Annotated in this window: 16 protein-coding genes; 5 read left to right on the forward strand and 11 right to left on the reverse strand. The window is 41.0% G+C overall.

The annotated features are described in order from the left end of the window. Positions 1-35 precede the first annotated feature (35 nt). Positions 36-716, forward strand: a complete 681-nt coding sequence (locus H9565_RS19060) for a hypothetical protein (RefSeq protein ID WP_215441963.1) — start codon at positions 36-38, stop codon at positions 714-716. Here the strand turns inward: H9565_RS19060 and H9565_RS19065 are convergent. The 4 genes from H9565_RS19065 to H9565_RS19080 all read right to left on the reverse strand — a co-directional run bounded on the left by H9565_RS19065 (position 713) and on the right by H9565_RS19080 (position 5,022). Next, entirely contained in the window at positions 713-1,873 is a 1,161-nt protein-coding gene (locus H9565_RS19065) for an MFS transporter (protein WP_215441964.1), read from the reverse strand. The two genes, H9565_RS19060 and H9565_RS19065, sit on opposite strands and share 4 nt — an antisense overlap. Positions 1,874-1,980: 107 nt before the next feature. Then, entirely contained in the window at positions 1,981-3,033 is a 1,053-nt protein-coding gene (locus H9565_RS19070) for a M12 family metallopeptidase (RefSeq protein WP_215441965.1), read from the reverse strand. A gap of 193 nt (positions 3,034-3,226) precedes the next feature. Further along, positions 3,227-4,498 carry a kynureninase gene (kynU, locus tag H9565_RS19075; protein ID WP_215441966.1) on the reverse strand — a complete coding sequence of 424 codons (1,272 nt, stop codon included), beginning with the start codon at positions 4,496-4,498 and terminating at the stop codon, positions 3,227-3,229. A 56-nt stretch (positions 4,499-4,554) separates the two neighbouring features. Next, the gene (locus H9565_RS19080; RefSeq protein WP_215441967.1) at positions 4,555-5,022 is read right to left on the reverse strand and encodes a GNAT family N-acetyltransferase; all 468 of its coding nucleotides are present in this window, start codon (positions 5,020-5,022) and stop codon (positions 4,555-4,557) included. Positions 5,023-5,089: 67 nt separating this feature from the next. Between H9565_RS19080 and H9565_RS19085 the strand changes: the two genes are divergently transcribed. Next, positions 5,090-5,731 carry an O-methyltransferase gene (locus H9565_RS19085; RefSeq protein WP_215441968.1) on the forward strand — a complete coding sequence of 214 codons (642 nt, stop codon included), beginning with the start codon at positions 5,090-5,092 and terminating at the stop codon, positions 5,729-5,731. Here the strand turns inward: H9565_RS19085 and H9565_RS19090 are convergent. The 7 genes from H9565_RS19090 to H9565_RS19120 all read right to left on the reverse strand — a co-directional run bounded on the left by H9565_RS19090 (position 5,697) and on the right by H9565_RS19120 (position 12,029). Further along, a complete protein-coding gene (locus tag H9565_RS19090) occupies positions 5,697-6,269 on the reverse strand; it encodes a phosphatase PAP2 family protein (RefSeq protein ID WP_215441969.1) in 573 nt (190 codons plus the stop codon). The two genes, H9565_RS19085 and H9565_RS19090, sit on opposite strands and share 35 nt — an antisense overlap. 2 nt (positions 6,270-6,271) lie before the next feature. Next, on the reverse strand, positions 6,272-6,610 hold the full coding sequence (locus tag H9565_RS19095) for a Sec-independent protein translocase subunit TatA/TatB (RefSeq protein ID WP_215441970.1): 339 nt from the start codon (positions 6,608-6,610) through the stop codon (positions 6,272-6,274). Positions 6,611-6,693: 83 nt separating this feature from the next. Then, a complete protein-coding gene (locus H9565_RS19100; RefSeq protein ID WP_215441971.1) occupies positions 6,694-9,006 on the reverse strand; it encodes a M1 family metallopeptidase in 2,313 nt (770 codons plus the stop codon). Between the two features lie 60 nt (positions 9,007-9,066). After that, a complete protein-coding gene (locus H9565_RS19105) occupies positions 9,067-9,573 on the reverse strand; it encodes a DUF6702 family protein (protein WP_215441972.1) in 507 nt (168 codons plus the stop codon). Positions 9,574-9,622: 49 nt separating this feature from the next. Further along, a complete protein-coding gene (locus tag H9565_RS19110) occupies positions 9,623-10,453 on the reverse strand; it encodes a carboxypeptidase-like regulatory domain-containing protein (protein WP_215441973.1) in 831 nt (276 codons plus the stop codon). 57 nt (positions 10,454-10,510) lie between these two features. After that, positions 10,511-11,293, reverse strand: a complete 783-nt coding sequence (locus tag H9565_RS19115) for a carboxypeptidase-like regulatory domain-containing protein (protein WP_215441974.1) — start codon at positions 11,291-11,293, stop codon at positions 10,511-10,513. After that, positions 11,280-12,029 carry a hypothetical protein gene (locus H9565_RS19120; RefSeq protein WP_215441975.1) on the reverse strand — a complete coding sequence of 250 codons (750 nt, stop codon included), beginning with the start codon at positions 12,027-12,029 and terminating at the stop codon, positions 11,280-11,282. Before H9565_RS19120 ends, H9565_RS19115 begins: the two co-directional genes overlap by 14 nt. Positions 12,030-12,359: 330 nt before the next feature. On the opposite strand from H9565_RS19120, the gene H9565_RS19125 reads away from it, so the two are divergent. The 3 genes from H9565_RS19125 to H9565_RS19135 form a co-directional block, all read left to right on the forward strand. After that, positions 12,360-15,929, forward strand: a complete 3,570-nt coding sequence (locus H9565_RS19125) for a beta strand repeat-containing protein (RefSeq protein ID WP_215441976.1) — start codon at positions 12,360-12,362, stop codon at positions 15,927-15,929. A gap of 3 nt (positions 15,930-15,932) precedes the next feature. Continuing rightward, complete coding sequence (locus H9565_RS19130) at positions 15,933-17,084, forward strand: gliding motility-associated C-terminal domain-containing protein (RefSeq protein ID WP_215441977.1); 1,152 nt, start codon at positions 15,933-15,935, stop codon at positions 17,082-17,084. 452 nt (positions 17,085-17,536) lie between these two features. After that, positions 17,537-20,784: midas domain-containing protein (locus H9565_RS19135; RefSeq protein WP_215441978.1), on the forward strand; the 3,248-nt coding region annotated here is incomplete at its 3' end.

Below are 20,784 nucleotides of genomic sequence, written 5' to 3' on the forward strand. Positions count from 1 at the left end.
AACAAAAGCGGTTATCTTTGGGGAAAATTCTAGCTATGACAAAGTACTTTTCTGCCTGCATACTTTTAACCTTTTTAGTTATAGGTTGTAAAGAGACCAAAAAGTCTGAAGCACCACAACCTGAAAAAGAGCTATCCATTCTAGAAAAAATAGCCTATGCCAATGGTTACAAAAACTGGAACAAGGTAGAAGAGCTTAAATTTACTTTTAATGTAGACCGTGATACTTCTCACTTTGAACGTACATGGATTTGGAAACCAAAAACTAACCAAGTTACTGCCATATCTACCAAAGACACTTTAGTCTACAACCGAAAAGACATGGATAGTACCGCCTATAAAACCAATGGCGGATTCATTAATGATAAATATTGGCTCATAGCGCCTATAAATATTTTATGGGACAAAGATGGAAGCACCAATGAGCTTACACCAAATGTAGAGGCACCAATCAGTAAAAAGCCCATGCAAAAACTAACGGTAGTTTACAAGCAAGAAGGTGGCTATACCCCTGGAGATGCTTATGATTTCTATTTTGGCGATGATTATCTAGTTAAAGAATGGGTGTTTAGAAAAGGTAACCAAGAAGAACCTTCTATGACCACCACTTGGGAAGATTACACCGAAGCAGGTGGACTCAAAATTGCCAAAATGCATCAAAATGAAGATGGTAGTTTTAAACTCTATTTTACCAACATTGAAGTAAAAACAAACTAAGTATTACGTTTTTTTCGGTTTCTGGTCAATTTAAAAGTAGCGGCCAATACCAAAAGAGCGCAAGCGAACAATACCAGAAAACAGGTCTTGAGTGAAGAGCTATCGGCAATAAACCCTAAAATTGGCGGAGCTACCAAAAATCCGGTATAGCCCGTGCCAGCAATAAAAGAAACACCTTGCGCAGAATCCACACCTTTCACTTTGCCTCCAATACGAAAAACTTCGGGTACCATAACGGAAAAACCGAGTCCGCTTAAAGCAAACCCTGAAATGGCCATATAGGTTTCGGTACTTAAAACCATGAGGTATCCTACCAACACCAAAATAGTAGCAAAAGTTACCATTTTTACCGAGCCCATTTTTTCGCTTATACCATCACCTAAAAATCTCCCCAAGGTCATGGTAACCTGAAAACCTAAAAATCCGGCGCCCCAGAGCAATTCGGGTGCCAGGCTTATTTCCTTTAAATAAAGTCCGCTCCAGTCTACAATGGCGCCTTCACTCCCCATCGCTACAAATGAGATCAACCCAAGAAACAGCATCGGCTTAAATAATTTTAAACTGAATGCTTCCTTTTCTTCAACTGCTGCCACTACATTCTTATATTTTCCGTGGAAAATAAAATTCACGACCAAAACCAGTATCACCGCCAATAACATATGTAAAGGTGGATTGTCCAAAGGACCGATAAGAAAACTACCAAGACCGGCCAATACCCCTCCCAAACTGAAAAAGCCATGAGAAGCACTCATAAAATTTTTCTTATCCTCCTTTTCCAGCTCCGTTACCAAGGTATTCATAGAAATATCCGTAAACCCATTGGAAGCCCCTAATAGAAAAAGTGCGGCCATAAGGGTATAATAACTAGGTGCCAACAAAGGCAAAAGGGCAGCTATACTGCTCAACACCACCCCGTACCATGTTGCCTTTCCTACCCCTATTTTATTAATGATAGATGAAGCCATAGGAAACACCGTAAATACCCCTAGAGAAAGAAAAAATATAGCCAAACCCAATTGGGACTTGTCTATTTGAAGCTGCTCCTTTACAGTTGGTATATAAATTGCCCAAGTACCAAAAAGAATATTTATACTGGCAAATACCCAGGCAGCCCCAAAATAACGGGAATTGGCAAGTACAAGGCGTAATGATTTCATGAAACGAATTTAATACTTAAGGTACTTTAAAAACGCTAACCTATAAATCAAAAAAAGACCATCTTCTATAGATAGTCTTTGAGTTCGTTTCTGGCCCATATTTGGTTTTAGCTACATCGTTTAATATAATTCCAGCGCGTATAGTCCCGTTGGTACAAACGACCATAATAAAGCACATAATCCCCTACCCTATAGCTTTTACTTGAGGAGTAATCAGCAGTAGTATCGCATAGGTCTTCCTCCGGTTGCGGATTACCGCCACCACCACCCGAAGAAGGATAAGCAGCATTGGTTCCTTGAATATCCAAAGTAGACAAACGTGCTTGTCTTTGTGGCAGCGTATTTCCGTTCAGGTCCGTTATAGTAGGCTGTCCGTTTTTACTGAATGTGTAGCTACCGTACATCATTATTGAATTTACATCAAAAGAACCGGTAAGGAAGGTTGCAGAAGTACTTTTATAGAACTGGTCCTGAGCATTGGATTGAATATTTTCCGTACGGATTATAATATGGTCATCCCTATCTGCCCTGTTCTGTTCATGAATATAACCCAAGGTATGCCCCAGTTCATGTATGATGACAACGGCCGTAGCACGAGTGCCTAATCTAATATAACCACGAGAATTGTACATTCCTAAAGTTGCCACCCCTGAATTACTATTAGAACCTGAAGAAGATATGGTAACGTAATTAGATTGATTGGTACGTTCTTTAAACCTAACGTTGGTTTTATTGGACCATTCGTCAAAAGACTTTTGCAACTCACTGCGCACGCTAGAACTTAAACCGTTAATTACATAATACACCGTATTATCCGGCCATTTTCTAATGCCGCCCGCCAACGCCAATCCGGACAATTCTTCTCCGGGAACAGGATTAGGATTATAGCTGTCAGGGGAATCTGTCAGTTGCTCCTCGAACAAGCGTGTGTCCGTACCTGCCAAGCTATAGGTGCCATCCTCTTCTAGTTGCACCTGTACGGCATCGCCCATAAAGTATTTTGTAATAAATTCAGCATCTTGATCAACCGGAACTTCTGCTTTGGGAGCTACAGAAGTTTCGGCATCAAGCTCAGTGGTATCATTGGAACAGGAGGCCATTACCAATGTACTTACTGCCAATAAAAGCATAAGACGAGTAGGGAACGTTTTGTTTTTCATATTTTTCAATTTAGTGTTCATTTTAAATTTTGGGGCCAAAACTTACTTTATACGTACGAGATAAACCACCATAATAGCCGATGAATGGTCAATATTATCGATGAAATACACTAATTAAAAAGTTTGAAATACCTAAAAATCGCTCCTATCCCCTAAAAATGGGGTAAAAACGTCTATTGAAAGAATATAGAAATTACAACGTCTTGATGCCTTCTTTTAAAATCTGACCAAAGCGGTACATATCTTCATACGAACAGTAAAAAGGAGCTGGTGCCAAGCGAATAACATTAGGCTCTCGCCAATCCGTAATGACTCCGTTATCCATTAAATAATCAAAAAGTGGTTTGCCCTGTCCGTGAAGAAAAACGGATAATTGGGTACCTCTATCCTCTGGAGTTATAATCTCAAAAGTGGTTCCGTCTATTTCGCCATCTATTTCATGAAGAACAAACTCCAAATAGGCCACAATGCGATCTCTTTTCTCTAGTAAGGCATCCATGCCCACTTCCTCGAACATCTCCAAAGAAGCCAAATATGGTGCTACGGATAGTACCGGAGGATTGCTCAACTGCCAAGCATCGGCATTTGCCATGGGTTCAAATTCCGGTTTCATTAAAAATCGGGTTTCCTTTTTGGTTCCCCACCATCCCTCAAACCTGGGTATGTCCTTTTTATTCAAATAACGCTCATGGATAAATACACCGGAAGCATTTCCGGGTCCGCTATTCATATATTTATAGCTACACCATGCGGCAAAATCCACATCCCAATCATGTAATTTTAATTCTATATTTCCGGCACCATGGGCCAAATCCCACCCTACATTGGCACCTACGGCCTTACCGGCCTTGGTAATGGTTTCCATATCAAAAACCTGACCGTTGTAGTAATTTACGCCCCCAATAAGAACCAATGCCAACTCATCTCCCAACTCTTCTATCTTTTGAAGAACATCTTCGGTACGCCAGAAATGCTCACCATCCCTTTTCTTTACCTCTACCAAAGCATCATTGGGGTCTAACCCATGATTTCTAACCTGACTTTGCAGCATATACTGATCTGACGGAAATGCTTTTTCCTCACAAAGAATCTTATAACGTTTACTCGTAGGTCTGTAGAAAGTAACCATCAAAAGATGAAGGTTTACCGTTAGGGTGTTCATTACGGATACTTCCTCTGTTTTTGCCCCCACTACCTTGGCCAATGGGGCCGCTAACTGCTCGTGATAATCCCACCATGGTTTATCCGAGTGAAAGTGACCTTCTACGGCAAGCTCTTTCCAGTCGGTCATGACCTCATCTACAAACTTTTGGGTACGCTTAGGCTGCAATCCAAGGGAGTTTCCCGTAAAATAGATAACCTGTTTTCCATTTACTTTAGGAAAATAAAATTCATCGCGATAGCTTCGTAATTTATCTTCAGAATCCAACTTTTGGGCAAACGCTAAGGTGTTCTCGAATGTCATAAAGGTCTTTTTTTCAAAAATACGATTTCAGAAGGGATATTAAAGCTATTGCAGGGCTACTTTAAATCAACAATTCGCATCTCAATAATATGCTTTTTAAAACCTGCTTTTTCATAGGCTTTAATAGCTGCATCATTTTCATCATAAACGGTAAGGCGTATTTCTGTAATACCTTTTGAAATGGACCAATCCCGCAAGGCTTTCACCACCTTTTTATTGAGCCCCTTCCCCCTAAAATCCGGATGCGTGTACATAAACCCCAAATAACTATAGGTTTCATGATTAAGGTACGGTTTAGCCGGTCTGATTTTAGCATAGCCAGATGCTACCAAACGCCCGTTGAATTCAACAACTACCATCTGGGCTTCATTACTTTTTATCAATTCCCCCAAATCATAATAACTAATCGGGTCCTTCTTTAAGGTTGGGTCATACGGTCTTTCAAAAGCAATGATTCCTTGCTCAAATTCAAGCAATGTTTCCAAATCTTCCAATGAGGCACTTCGTGTTATAAATTCACTCATAGTATTTACGGTTATAGGCTACGGTTATGAAATTCTAAAATACTATATATTTGCAGAAATTTCAGGCATGCATTTCTTATCTGCGGATTTAGAGGATTATATTCAAAACCATTCAGAAAACGAACCTCAATTACTTCAAGAGCTCACCAGGGAGACACATCTTAAAGTAGTTCGCCCACGTATGCTTACCGGACATTTTCAAGGTAGGGTTCTAAGCGTATTATCCAAAATAATCTACCCGAAGAACATTCTAGAAATTGGCACCTATACGGGATATTCCGCGTTATGTCTGGCGGAGGGCATGCAGAAAGATGGGTGTTTACATACCATAGATATTAACGAGGAGCTACAGGAGATACAAGAGCGTTATTTTTCACGGAGTGCCTACAAAGACCAAATTATACAACATATTGGGGATGCCAAAAATATTATACCTCAATTAGATGCAACCTTTGACCTTGTTTTTATTGATGCCGAAAAAAAGGATTATCCCGATTATTTTGAGCTGGTCATGAAAAAGACCCGACCCGGCAGCGTTATCCTATCCGACAATGTACTATGGTCCGGAAAAGTAGTTGAAGCTGTGGACAAAAAAGATAAGGTAACCCCTATTCTGTTGGACTTCAACAAAAAGTTAAAAGAAGACCCTCGCGTAGAAACCGTTCTACTTCCTATTAGGGATGGCTTAACCCTAAGTAGGGTGCTATAAACCTAACATATAGATTATAAAAGAACAGTGCGGAGAGAACACCAACGGTAGAGCCCACTATAATATCCGTAGGAAAGTGTACGCCTACAAATATACGGCTGAATACAAATAATAATGGCCAAACATAAAACAGCCAACACCATTTAAAGCGGTTCCTTAGAAACAGCACCACGATAGTGGTAGCCGAAAAAGAACTAGACGAATGTCCGGAAAAGAAACTATAACTGGAGGAAGGTTTAAGAATACGGATCAATGTATTCATAGTTTCATCATTATTAGGCCGTAATCTGGCTACTACTTCTTTGGTTAAATCAGTAAGGGTAGTCACAAAAAAAATCATTGCAACTATAGTGAGCACCACATAAATTGCTTCCTTTTTTGGATAATTTATAAAAATAAGAATGAAGAATAAAGCAAATAAAGGAATCCAAGTACTAAACTGGGTTACAATAAGCCAAAATTGATCATACTCTTCAATGCCTAAATTGTTCAGGTAGATAAAAGTTTCCCTGTCCCATTCTAGAATACGATCCAGCAAATCTAACTTCTTTTGATAGTTCCCGTAACATCATCAACGCTCTTCTTAACGTCGCTTACTCCTTTTTTGATGTCGGTACCGATTCCTGAAGTAATATTATCCTTAACCTCATCAATATCCTTTTTGATGTCGGTTATAAAACTGGTGTCTATCCCCTGTTTATCGGCGCTTTTCTGAATTTCCTGTTTAATATCTTCCGTAGCGTCCTTTAATTGACGCATGCCCTTGCCCAGCCCTTTGGCTATGCCAGGAATCTTATCGGCGCCAAAAACCATGACCACGATGAACATGATAAAGAATATTTCGCCTCCGCTAATGAATAAAAAGTGCAATGAATACATATCACAAATATAATGAAGTTTACATAGAAAGACCTGCTAGGTTACGAAAACCTAGCAGGTCTTTTTGTGATATTAACAAAAATTTATTTGCCTTTAATGGCGTTTTCCTTCATCTTATCAAAATCAGATTTCTCTTCTTTCTTAGGCCATGCATTGTTAGAGGTATCTATATCTGCCGTTTCTGCCTTTGGATCAACAACAACACCGGTAAGTTCTGTCTGCGAAGATATCACTACGCTCACCTCTTTATCGTTCTTGCGCCAGATTTCCGGTGGGTAGGTAATATTTTTAGTAGTTCCGTCCGCATACGTATACTCAACAATTAAAGGCATAGGTATTCCGCCCGGTTTATCATAAGTAACTTCATAAAAATACTTAGGCTCCTTAACAGCCGCTCTTTCTTCGGCAGTTAAATTATCCATCATAAACTCCTTAAGCGATTTTGAGTTTTCCGATGGCATTTTTCCTTTTATGTTAGGGTCAATTTCTTCACTACCTTCCTCTGCCATGTAAACCAAAGGTGGTAAATCTGCCTCAGAGATACCCCTTGCCGCCATGTACTCTTGCATTTTTTTGGTGGGCTTATCCGTAACATAGTACTTCTTAATGCCCTTTACACCAATATCTACAAAATCAGTTGTATAGAACCATCCTCTCCAGTACCAATCCAAATCTACGGCAGATGCGTCTTCCATAGTTCTGAAAAAGTCCTCCGGAGTTGGGTGCTTGAACATCCAACGGTGCGAATATGTCTTGAAAGCATGATCAAAAAGCTCTCTGCCCATTACGGTCTCACGAAGAATATTTAAAGCGGTAGCCGGTTTTCCATAGGCATTTGGACCTAACTGGTACACATTTTCCGGGTTGGACATAATAGGTGCAATGGTACTCTGATCACCTGCCATGTACGGAACAATTTTAGAAGGATCTCCCCTTCTTGACGGGTACTTGTCATTAGGCGCTATGGCTTCAGGGTATTTTTCCCCAAATTCTTGCTCGGCCATAAACTGCATGAACGTATCTAGACCTTCATCCATCCAACCCCATTGGCGTTCATCAGAATTTACGATCATAGGAAAAAAGTTGTGTCCCACCTCATGAATAATTACACTGATCATCCCGTACTTAACACGGTCCGAATATGTACCATCTTCATTGGGACGCCCATAGTTCCAGCAAATCATAGGGTATTCCATACCTTGTTGCTTGGCATGTACCGAAATTGCTTTTGGATAAGGATAATCAAACGTGTGTGATGAGTACGATTTTAAGGTATGCGCCACTGCTTTGGTAGAATACTCTTCCCACAATGGGTTACCTTCTTTTGGATATAACGAAACCGCCATAACATCTTTGCTGCCCACCTTTACGGCCTGCATGTCCCAAATAAACTTTCTAGAGGTAGCAAAACCATAATCCCTTACGTTCTCCGCTCTAAACTTCCAGGTCTTTTTCTTTTTCGAAAACCCTTTTTCTGCTTCCTCTGCTTCTTCTTGGGTTACGATAAGTACCGGTTTATCATACGATTTTTTGGCCTTTTCATAACGCCTCATCATTTCCTTTGAAAAAACTTCCTTTCTATTTTGAAGTGTTCCCGAAGCATCCAAAACGTGATCGGCAGGTACTGTAATGTTCACATCATAATCGCCAAAGGTAAGGGCAAACTCGCCACTACCCCAGAACTGATGGTTCTGCCATCCTTCTACATCACTATATACGGCCATTCTAGGAAAGAATTGAGCTATAACATAAGCTCGGTTTCCGTCTTTCTCAAAATATTCGTAACCAGAACGAGCACGGTTTATAGTATGGTTTGGAATATTGTAATCCCATTTGATAGAGAATGAAATTTGTTCTTTACTTTTTAAAGGTTGTGGAATATCTATACGCATCATGGTCTGGTTGATGGTATATTTTAACGGTTTTCCGTTAGCGTCCTTTACGTACGCTATATTAAACCCGCCGTCAAAAGTTTCTGTCATATATTTTTGTGCAAAAGCACTGGTTTGTTCGGCTATAGGTACACCTTCACCATTCCGTAAGGGCGACTTTGACGTTTTTGCCCGTACGTTTTGATCCAACTGTAACCAAAGGTATTCTAGATGGTCTGGAGAATTATTGGTGTAGGTGATGGTTTCCGTACCGTAGATTTTGGCATTTTTATCATCTAGCTCAATATCCATTTTGTAATCGGCTTGTTGCTGATAATAATCCGGGCCCGGAGCTCCCGAAGCGGAACGATAGTTGTTGGGAGTCGCAAACTCCTCGTACAACTGTTTAAACTTATTCTGATTGTAATGACCGGGTTCTTTGTCTGCATTAACCCCTTTCTGTGCCATTAAAATGTTGGCAAATACAAAAAGTAACGTAGCTAGACCGTACTTTAATCTATTCATTTGTGTCTGTGGTTTTAAGCGTGGGAAAATATAATATTTTAAGGAATAGTTACCTAAATGTTATAATTTTAACATTCCTTTAGTACGAGATTTGACTAAAACAAAGCTTTTCTTATCTCCATCTATTTTTAAATGAACAACATTCTGCTGTTCTTCGAACAAATCTGTCAAAACTTCATTTTCTATTTGAACGGATTTTAAGGTGGCTAAATCCACATTGGGGACTTCCAGATAAAATATGACCACGTCCGCATCATATTTTTTTCCAATATATGTGTAAGAAGCATGGCTACCATTAACCTGCACCACAAATTTGGACCTCAAATATTTTTCTAAATATTCATCTGCCAAGGCAGACTCTTCATCAGTTGCCAATTGGGCCTTAAAGTCATATCGTTCTAACAACAACTTCTCTAAATCATCAATAAAAACGCGGGACGTAATCTGTAATGCCTTGTCCTTTTCCGAATAATTTACATTGGTTACGCTAACATAAAACTTATGGGCAGCAGTAAAGGCCAATAGAGGTAGCACCAATACCACCAATAGTTGTTTAAAAGAATTCATAATCTCATTTTCTACTACAAAAATAGGCAAATGTTATGCCAAAATAGTACTAGTCTAGGTTGTTGTTTTTTCTATACAATTGGCCTTTGGATTCTAACAACTCATACAGAGCTGCCATCTCATTTGCGTTTGCCAATTCCTTAAAATCCGCATCAACCATACAATAGTTCAAAAAGTCAGGTATTTGGTGTTCCGGAATTTTAAGGGTCTCTATAAAAACGAAGTCCGTAAAAAACAATCGTATCTCTTCTAACTGCTTATCCTGATTTTCAAAAGTTGCGTATCTTTTTAAATCTTTGGTTCTTCCGGATAAATCATTATATAATTTAACTGTTTTTAAATCATAGAATAACTTAGGCTTAAACGTTATCGTATCGTAACCCGAAACTAAGTCCAAATATTTGACCAACTGAAGTTTTTCCCCCACTCCTCTTGGCCTTAGCCGTGCTTTTCTATTCTCTAGGCCCAGAGAAAAACCGGTAATTACGGGACCAACAGGAATTCTATTTAAATCCCTACTCATATCTCCCGTTAAATTATAAGGCATTACCACCACCTCCTCTAGTTGATTCAACACCTGTTGCAACGGTACAACCAGCAACTTGCTCTCTAAAATAGATTTGGTTACCACCACTTCTTTTCGTTTGAATTGGATTGCCGAGAAAACCAAGGTATCATTAAGTTGAACATCTATGTCAAAAAAACCATCTGTGTCTGTAATGGTAGCCTTATTTGAAGACGTATTTAACACATGGGTGGCCATAACTTCTTCGTTCTCGCTAAAAACGCGTCCGTTTAAGGATATAGTTTCTTGGGCACATGATGTGTTTGCCACCACAGTTATGACACTCACAAAAACTAATTTTTGCAATGGTTTCATAGGATATGCTTTTAGCAATCTTCCACACTGAAAATTACTTTTTATTACCTACATCACTTATTCCTCTCCCTCATAATTCTCACGGTACACTACACTTTTCCTTTTCATAAAAGCCCAAATACGCAGCCGGTCATGTGAGTCTACAATTTGCTGAAAAGAAGAGTCTATCTCACAGAAATACATAAATTCATCAATCTTCTCCAGAGGGATTTTCAATTCTGTTGTATAAAGTGAATCTGCATAAAACTCCCTGACTCTTTGCGTTCTCTCATATTTTGCATTTCGTTTAACACGGGCTTTCAACATTTTTTTTCGGCCTGTAATCATATTGATCAGCGGGTCAAAACTCATATACGGGTTTGCCGTTGCGGCCTGAAATTCACGTTCGGCCTTGCTTATGGGCTTTACATAGGCATTTGGCAATCCTAAAGTTGAAGCCGTAACTACAGGCTCTGTTTTTAAAGTATTTAGATCACTGGCTATGTTTCCCGAAAGACTATATGGCATAACTATAACCTCATCCAGCTCCGTTAGAGTTTCTTCTAAAGGAATCATAAGAAGTTTACTCTCCAAGAGACTTAGGGTTACCACAATTTCCTTGCGTTTGTACTGTACCGCAGAAAATACAAGCGTATCGTTAAGCTTTGCGGCAATATTAAAAAACCCGTCAATATCCGTAATGGTAGCTTTTTTTGTAGTGGAATTTAAAACGTGGGTGGCAGCTACATCCCCATCTTTACTATAAACACGACCTTGAATTTCATCAGAAAATAAATCTTGAGCACATAAACGTGTCAAGAGTAAAAAAGAAATTAGAAAAAGAAATTTACTTCTCTTCATTCAATTGTTTTCGATAGGCCTTGCTTTTGTTCACCAGAAAATCGATCAATTCAAACTCGTTCTTCTTTAGCAACAATTGGTATTCTGGCTCATGCGTGTCTACATATTGCAAAAAATCATCAATAGCATCTTGAGACAGTTTAAGATCGGTTACAAAAAACTCATCATCATACACCTGACGAAGCACTTGGCTCATTTTCATACGCGGGCGCTCCTCTGCATCCTCTTTTTTACCGGCTTTGGCCAGAGCTTTAAAAATATTCACAAAATTGGCACCATCCTTCATACCCCTTTCAGACTGACTTAAAGCTATATTTTCTACTTCCGAAGAACGATCAATATCATACTCTACCTTCTTAAATTCCTCATTTTGCAACTGTATAAACTTCTCCTCGTTCTCTGGGCTTACCACAACCTCGTCCAATTCGGTAACCTTTTCGTTTACTTCAACCACCAAACGACCGTTTTCTATAATTTCATCTGTAATTTTAACCACTTCCAGTTGGTAGTTTACTGCCGTAAACGCCAATTCATCGCCCGCTTTTACCCGTATGGCAAACTGTCCCTTTTCATTGGAAATTACCGCACTTTCCGTAGTAATATTTATAACGTTCTCGTTAGGTACACTTATATTCCGGTACAACACCGTACCGCGCAGCAAGGAACGGTCATCATCTTGCGCATTCACTGCTATAAAAGAAAAAAGTACACATATTAGAGTAGGGATAATCTTCATTTGGTTGTTTTATAAATGTCCTCGTTAGGGATATGGTTTTTTATTAAATCAATTTCAGGGCAACTTTATAAGGAGTACTTTCGTACTATATTAGAGTTACCCGTAAGATAAATTATGTGGATAAAGAAAGTACATGTTTTGGTCTTAAAAAAACCATGGCGGCTAAACTTTTGTTAATTCGTATGACAGAAATTTTTACATCATAACTATCAGGTAACCAGTACGTGCAATCCTTTTAGCCAGATGAACCTGTAGTTTGTCTTGTTAAATTAGTTAAGTACCAAGATAATTTTATTTTTGTTCACCCTAATACCTTAAATTTTAAACTTTATGCAAAAGCGCATCTCGATACCGTTATTTTTTGTCGGTTTTTTCCTCATCAGTTTTGCACAAGCACAAGTAAAAATAGGTGATAACCCTCAAACAATTGATCCCGCTTCCATTCTGGAACTAGAAAGTTCGGACAAGGTTTTGGTCATTACAAGAGTAGACTCTTTGCAAATGACAACCATTGTTCCCAATCGTGGGGCTTTGGTCTACAATACTACTGCAGATTGTGTGTATTATTATGATGGTGCGGCATGGATCAGTATGTGCGAAGGCGCAGATGGTGGTGCCCTCACGGCAACGCCTATTGTAAATTCAGAAAGTACTATTGTTATTACCCAAACAGCGGGTGGCAACAATTTTGAAATAGCTCCAAATAGTATTACCAGCGATCAAATATTGAACGGGGGAATTAACGGGGTAGATATACAAAACGGATCTATTGGACGGGGAAAATTAGCGCCAAATGCCGTAGATAAAGCTAGAATTGCACAAAACGCGGTTGGCCCTTACGCCATTGATCGCGATAGCCTTCCGTTAAGCTTTTTTAATAACGATGCCGGTTTTATTACCGGTGCCAACGTAGTAAGTGGTGATGCGGACAATTCCATTAGTGTAGGTAGTGATAGTGGCGCTTTCTTCGATGCAACCACTTTAGAAGATAATATTGCCGCAAATACGGCTGCTATTGCTGCAGATGGTGATAAAAGCAATACTAACGAAATACAGACCCTTTCCATTTCTGGAAATCTATTGTCCATAACCAACGGCAATGCGGTTACTATTCCTACTGCAGATGGATCGGACACCAATATAAACCAAGGTAATAACATAACTATTACCGGTAACGGTACGGCAGCAACACCATATGTTATAAATGCCGCAAACGAAGTTGATGGCAGCATAACCAATGAATTGATAACAGGTGCTGTTTTAAATGCCGCTAACGAATTGGTTATTACAGAAGCAGGAACCAATACCACCGTAGACTTAAGTTCTTTGGCCGGTGGAGGAGCACTTGCCCAAATTAATTCAACCGCCACTGTTACCGTTTCGGGAGACGGTTCAGCGGCCACACCTTATACTTTAACGGCAAACGGAGGTGTTACCGGAACCGGAACTACAGCCGACCCATTTTCACTCTCACCTGGTGCAGGTGGCCAATGGCTGACAACAAATGGTACGGGTCAAGTTATATGGGACGACCTTCCTCCCGGTCTTGGAGACGATCAAAATGCTGGTGAAGTCCCAGTTGCAGCCATACCAGTAAACTATACGGCAGCTACAGCAGATGTAGAGGCTCATTTGGCCGGAATAGATGCTGCTTTAACCGGAGGAAGTACAGACGACCAAAATGCGGGCGAAGTACCGGTAGCACTTACAGCTACTAACTATACTGCGGCTACGCAAGATGTTGAGGCTCATTTAGCCGGGATTAATACAGCCTTGGGTACAGCAGGAACTGCTCAAAATTTGAGTCAAGTTTTAACAACGGGTGCTAGCGCTGGAAATCTAAAAATTGTAGACCTTTCCGACCCAACGTTGGATCAAGATGCGGCCACCAAGAAATATGTAGATGACGAAATTACCGCTAATAATACATTGGCAGATGGGGATATTCTTGTAGGTGATGCCACAGGAGTGGCACAAGCCATTACCCTAAGTGGTGATGCTACAATTGATAATGCAGGAGTTCTTACCGTTGAAGATGATGCCATTGATACAGATAAAATATTAGACGCAACTATTGGTCTTACGGATTTAAGTGATATGGGAGCCACAGCAGACGGCCAAATACTAAAGTGGGATACCGCTACAACTTCTTGGATCGTATCAAATGGCTCCAGCCATTTTGGTACTGAGAACGCTATATTTTTTGGAGATGACGTGGATGGCTCTCCAACAGATGCTGGAAATGAGTTTTACTGGGATCCTGAAGGCAGAAAAGTTAGTACGTTAGGCTTTGGTGCTTTGTATATTGGGTTAGATGGTGCTTTGAACACAAAAAGTACAGTTGCCAAAGTTCAAATTATGGAGCAATTAGGCGGACAGTTGTCATATGCCTTACATCTTCAAAATGACACTAATTCAAATGGTTCTGCGGTAGCAACCTTATTTGCGGTAGATGGTGAAGGAGGTTTTGGAAAAGGAGCTTTAGCTTACGAAAGAACAGGAGCGTATGCTACCGGAGATTTTCACTTTCTTCAAAATTCCAATAATACCAATGAGTCCTTACCCACCCTAACCGATAAAGCCTTCACCATAAAAAATAATAGAGACATCGTCCTTTACGGAGGTGTTGAAATTGAGGGTTTAGGAACAGGTACCGCAGGCCAAGTTCTTACTTCCACAGGTACTGGTGTTGAATGGGGAACTGGAGGCTCTACAACCTATACCGGTGGAGCCGGTATAACACTTACAGGAACAACTTTTGCTGTGGATAATTTAGCAGGAGAAGTAACCGGACCAACTTCTGCTACTGTAATTGCCGATGATGTAATTGGAACCGATGAATTAGCTCCTAACGCTGTCTTTGAGGAAAATATTAATGCCAACGCCGTTACATCAGCTAAAATAGCACCTAATACAATTGCTATTGAAGATCTTAGTCCAATGGGCGCAACGGCCAACGGACAAGTTCTAAAATGGGATAATGATAATACAACATGGACTATTGGAACAGATGATACTACTGCAGGTGGTGGTTTAACCGCTGTAGAAACGACAACTTCATTAACTGGTAATGGAACATCTGGTTCGCAACTTGATATTGCAGACGATGCCATAAGTACTGATGAATTAGCAGTTAATGCTGTTTTTACAGAAAATATCAATGCTGGTGCTGTAACTGCTGATAAAATTGGAGAAAATGAAGTAACCGTAGCCAAAATTGCTGAAGGTGCTGACGGAGAGGTACTCACAACCAACAGTTCTGGTGATGTAATTTGGGCACCTGTTAGTGGAACAAATCTTTCCACAACAAACTTAACTCAAACTGCAGGGGAAGACAGAACGTATAATTTAAATGGTTCTAATTTATACTTTGATGGGGCTGGTTTAATAGGTATTGGCACAACAACACCTGCTGCCAAATTTCATGTTTCTGGTGGACAAGTTAGAGCTGCAACATTTTCTGCGGGTGATGGGTTTGCATATGGTTTTTCAAGCGACCCCGACACTGGTATGTATCGTGAGGAAGCGGATAAAATTGCTTTTGATGTTGGCGGAAATCAAGCCTTAACTATAGACGAACCTAGAACGGGAATCACTAATGTAACGGTCAACGGTGCATTTTCTACAAATATTAGAAATGAACCATCAGGTGGTGTAGTGAATATTGCTGAGGATGATTACACTGTAATAATTTCGAATGCAACTTCTGTCACATTACCAACACCGTCCACAAGCGGAACTGATATTAACATTGGTAAAATTTATATTTTAAAAAATATCACAGGAGGTTTGGTCCCTATTAGTTCTTATTCCGATTCACTAGGAAACAATGTAACCGATCTTCAACCAGGAGTTACACAATTGCAAAGTGATGGTACCACTTGGCATCAAATCAACTAAAAAATGACAAGATATATCTTATATATAACGTTGTTCATTGGTTTTAGCGTACAGGCACAATCGGCTTTGTACAATACCGGCAACCTTCGTATTCACGATGGCGGTGTCATGGGTTTGCATACCAACTTGGTCAATGACGGTAGTTTTGACGAGAATTTGGGTTTGGTAGGTTTTTATGGAGACAACCTCCGTACCATTAGCGGAAGCCTGCCCGCAACCTTGTACGATGTTGAGTTCGTAACTGGCGGTGGTACCGTAGTGCAGACCTCCTTAAATGTATTGAACAATGCCAATTTCATTACCGGAGATATTATTACCGATCGCGTACAACCTTCCATAACCCTTAACTTTTTGGCAGATGCCTTTCCCAACGGCCAGAGCGATATTAGTAAGGTAGACGGCTATGTAAGTGTAAATAACCAGCAGAACTTTATTTTTCCCGTTGGTGATTTTCAACAGTTGCGTCCGCTTATCTTAAATTCAGAAGGTATTAATAACGTGGCACGTTGTGCCTACTATATAGAAGACCCTAATAGCCCAAGTGTACTGCCACGCGCATTCAACACGAACAATAAAGCCGTAGAAATAGGTGATATTAGTACGGTTGAATTTTGGCATCTGGAAGGTTCCGTAGCTTCTTCCATTCAACTATCTTGGAACGAACGCAGCAACATGGGCCTTTTGACCAATGACGTAAACGAGATTGTAATTGTAGGTTATAGCAAATCTGCCAACCAATGGGTTAGCCTTGGCGGTCCCGCACCTGCCGGAAACCTAAATGAAGGTGTGGTAGCTTCCGGTTCATTTATTCCGGACGAGTATGAAGTACTTACTTTTGCCGCAATGGGTGAACCAAGGGATTATCTAGACTTGGAAAACTATTTTGTTTCGCCCAACGGAGATGGCATAAACGATTTCTTGGAAATTCCGGAATTGGCGCTCTCCCCTAACAACTTTATGCAGATTTTTAACCGTGAGGGACTCAAAGTATTTGAAAAAGCAAACTACACCAATGAGTTTAACGGACTTTCTACACAAAATAATTTTGTAGTAACAAGAGATAAAGGCCTTCCTTCAGGTGTCTATTTTTACATTGTTACCCTAGAAGATTTGGACCTTGAGTTTCAAGGATTTTTATATTTGGCGAACGATTAATTACAAAAAGAGACCTAAAATGGTCTCTTTTTTTTTACCGTTCATCGATCTTTTATACTACCCAGTTAGGGTGACAGAATATACCTACAACTTATTCTTCTTTCTTCACTACACTTTCCCTTGGCTTCACAACAAATTCTGTGCAGTTCGTCGATCAAGGTATAATTTTACATAAAAATTGAAATTTCCCTGCCTATAAGAGAAAATGGTTTTACGAATTGGTCTTACCAAATACAAGCCAGATTCCATAGTGCATTCTTTTTTTTAATAAAATGATTAAACCCTTATTACCTCTAACATTTAGGTAATACCTAAACAAAGAAATTCCCTTTACAACCTACCAACGGGTTTGATCATAATTGATTTTAGAATTGAATAATTAAAATATATAACATTAACCGCCCAGCATTTTATTCTAAAAAATAAAATGTTAAACAAATCTTAAAATAAAGATGAAAAACGTTCCCCTAGTCGTTCTCCTCTTTTTAACGCAGTTAGCCTACACACAAGTCAAGATTGGAGACAACATCAATCAAATTGATGCCGCCTCTCTTATGGAGCTAGAAAGTGCCTCGCGCGTGCTGGTCGTTACCCGGGTAACGAATTCCCAAATGAGTGCGATTACACCTTTAAACGGTGCACTGGTTTTCAATACGGACGAAAACTGCCTTTTTCAGTATAAAAATAATACGTGGACTAGCCTGTGCGTTAATGTGGCTGCAGGAGAAACGGTCACCGCTTTACTGGACAATAATGACGGCACAGTAACCTACACCAACGAAGCCGGAACGCCCGTTACATTTTCAAAAGCCAATTTAACGGACAATCTAGACGGTAGTTTCACCTTTACCAATGGTAGCGGTGCACTAAACTTTGTAGGTACGGACAATCAAAACCTAGAGAGTGCCACACTAGACCAAACTTCCTCCTCTTTATTAATTGAGATTGAAAGTGGAAGTAGTACCAGTGCCGATCTTTCCGCTTTAGAGGAATCCGCTGATATCGCCGCTGTACAAAATGACGTGGACCAGAACGAAGCCGATACAGACGCAGCAATACTGAATGTTCAAAATGATGTCGACCAAAACGAATCAGACGCCGATGCGGCCATACTTGCCGTACAAAACGATGTGGACCAAAACGAAGTGGATGCTGATGCAGCAATACTCACAGTTCAAAATGATGTGGATCAAAACGAAGCGGACGCAGATGCAGCAATACTCGCAGTTCAAAACGATGTAAACCAAAATGAATCGGATGCCGATGCAGCTATTCTTGCCGTGCAAAACGACGTGGACCAGAACGAAACTGACGCAGATGCGGCAATCGCATTAAAAGAAGATTCCGCGAACAAATCCGATGACGTAACACTAGCCGATGCCACAAATACAAAGTTCCCTACGGAACTGGCCGTGAAGACCTATGTGGACGGACAAATAGCCGCTACCGCTGATGACGATATTACAGGGGCTTCAATCGATGCTTCCAGTATTTTAAAAATCGATGAAGGGACTTCTTCCGTAACCGTGGACCTTTCCGCATTGGAAGAATCCGCAGATATCACTGCAGTACAGAACGATGTCGACCAGAACGAAGCAGATGCAGACGCCGCCATACTTGCCGTTCAAAATGACGTGGACCAGAACGAAGCGGACGCCGATGCAGCAATGCTCGCAGTTCAAAACGATGTTGACCAAAACGAGGCAGATGCAGATAACGCTATCGCAGCAGTTCAATCTGATGTTGACCAGAACGAAGTGGATGCTGATGCAGCTATTCTCGCTGTACAAAACGATGTTGACCAAAACGAGGCAGACGCTGATGCAGCAATACTTGCCGTACAAAATGACGTGGACCAAAATGAAGCAGACGCAGACGCGGCGATTCTTACCGTTCAAAATGATGTAAATCAAAATGAAGCTGACGCAGATGCTGCCATCGCCTTGAAAGAGGATACCGCGAACAAATCCGATGACGTTACATTGGCCGATGCCACAAACACCAAGTTCCCAACGGAACTGGCCGTGAAGACCTATGTGGACGGACAAATCACAGCAACCGCTGATGACGATATCACGGGTGCTTCGATTGACGGTTCCAGTGTACTGAAAATCGATGAAGGGACTTCTTCCGTAACCGTGGACCTTTCCGCTTTGGAAGAGTCTGCCGACATTACTGCCGTACAAAACGACGTAGACCAGAATGAAGCTGATGCGGACAACGCAATCGCAGCTGTACAATCGGACGTTGACCAGAACGAAACTGACGCTGATGCTGCAATTCTTGCCGAAACCAATAGAGCAACTGCAGCAGAAACCATCATTCAAAATGATGTTGACCAAAATGAAACAGACGCCGACAACGCAATCGCAGCTGTACAATCGGATGTTGACCAAAATGAAGCTGACGCAGACGCCGCGATTCTTGCAGTGCAAAATGATATTGACCAAAACGAAACAGACGCAGACAACGCAATCGCAGCTGTACAATCTGACGTTGACCAAAACGAAGCCGACGCTATTGCAGCAATACTTGCCGTTCAAAATGATGTAAATCAAAATGAAGCTGACGCAGATGCAGCAATCGCATTAAAAGAAGATTCCGCGAACAAATCCGATGACGTTACCTTGGCCGATGCCACAAACACCAAATTCCCGACCGAACTGGCCGTGAAGACCTACGTGGACGGACAGATTGCCGCTACCGCTGATGACGATATTACAGGGGCTTCGATTGATGCTTCCAGTATTTTAAAAATCGACGAAGGGACATCTTCCGTAACCGTGGACCTTTCCGCATTGGAAGAATCCGCTGATATCACCGCAGTACAGAACGACGTTGACCAGAACGAAGCAGATGCCGATGCTGCCATCCTTGCCGTACAAAACGATGTAAACCAAAATGAAGCGGATGCAGATGCGGCTATTCTTGCAGTTCAAAACGATGTCGACCAGAACGAAGCGGATGCCGATGCGGCTATTCTTGCAATTCAAAACGATGTAAATCAAAATGAAACTGATGCAGATGCAGCCATCCTTGCCGTGCAAAACGAGGTAAATCAAAATGAAGCGGATGCCGATGCGGCAATCGCCCTAAAGGAAAATTCCGCGAACAAATCGGATGACGTAACCTTGGCCGATGCCACTAACACCAAGTTCCCTACGGAACTGGCCGTGAAGACCTATGTGGACGGACAAATAGCCGCTACCGCTGATGACGATATTACAGGGGCTTCGATTGATGCTTCCAGTGTCTTGAAAATCGATGAAGGGACTTCTTCCGTAACCGTAGACCTTTCCGCTTTGGAAGAATCCGCAGATATCACTGCAGTACAAAACGATGTTGACCAAAACGAGGCAGACGCTGATGCGGCCATACTTGCAGTACAAAATGACGTGGACCAGAACGAGGCAGACGCAGATGACGCTATCGCAGCAGTTCAATCTGATGTTGACCAGAACGAAGCAGATGCCGATGCTGACATCCTTGCCGTACAAAACGATGTTGACCAAAACGAAGTGGATGCAGATGCGGCTATTCTTGCAGTTCAAAACGATGTCGACCAGAACGAAGCGGATGCCGATGCGGCAATCGCCCTAAAGGAAGATTCCGCTAACAAATCGGATGACGTTACCTTGGCCGATGCCACAAACACCAAGTTCCCTACGGAACTTGCCGTGAAGACCTATGTGGACGGACA

It is taken from the genome of Zobellia russellii (assembly GCF_018728565.1).
Taxonomy (GTDB): domain Bacteria; phylum Bacteroidota; class Bacteroidia; order Flavobacteriales; family Flavobacteriaceae; genus Zobellia; species Zobellia russellii.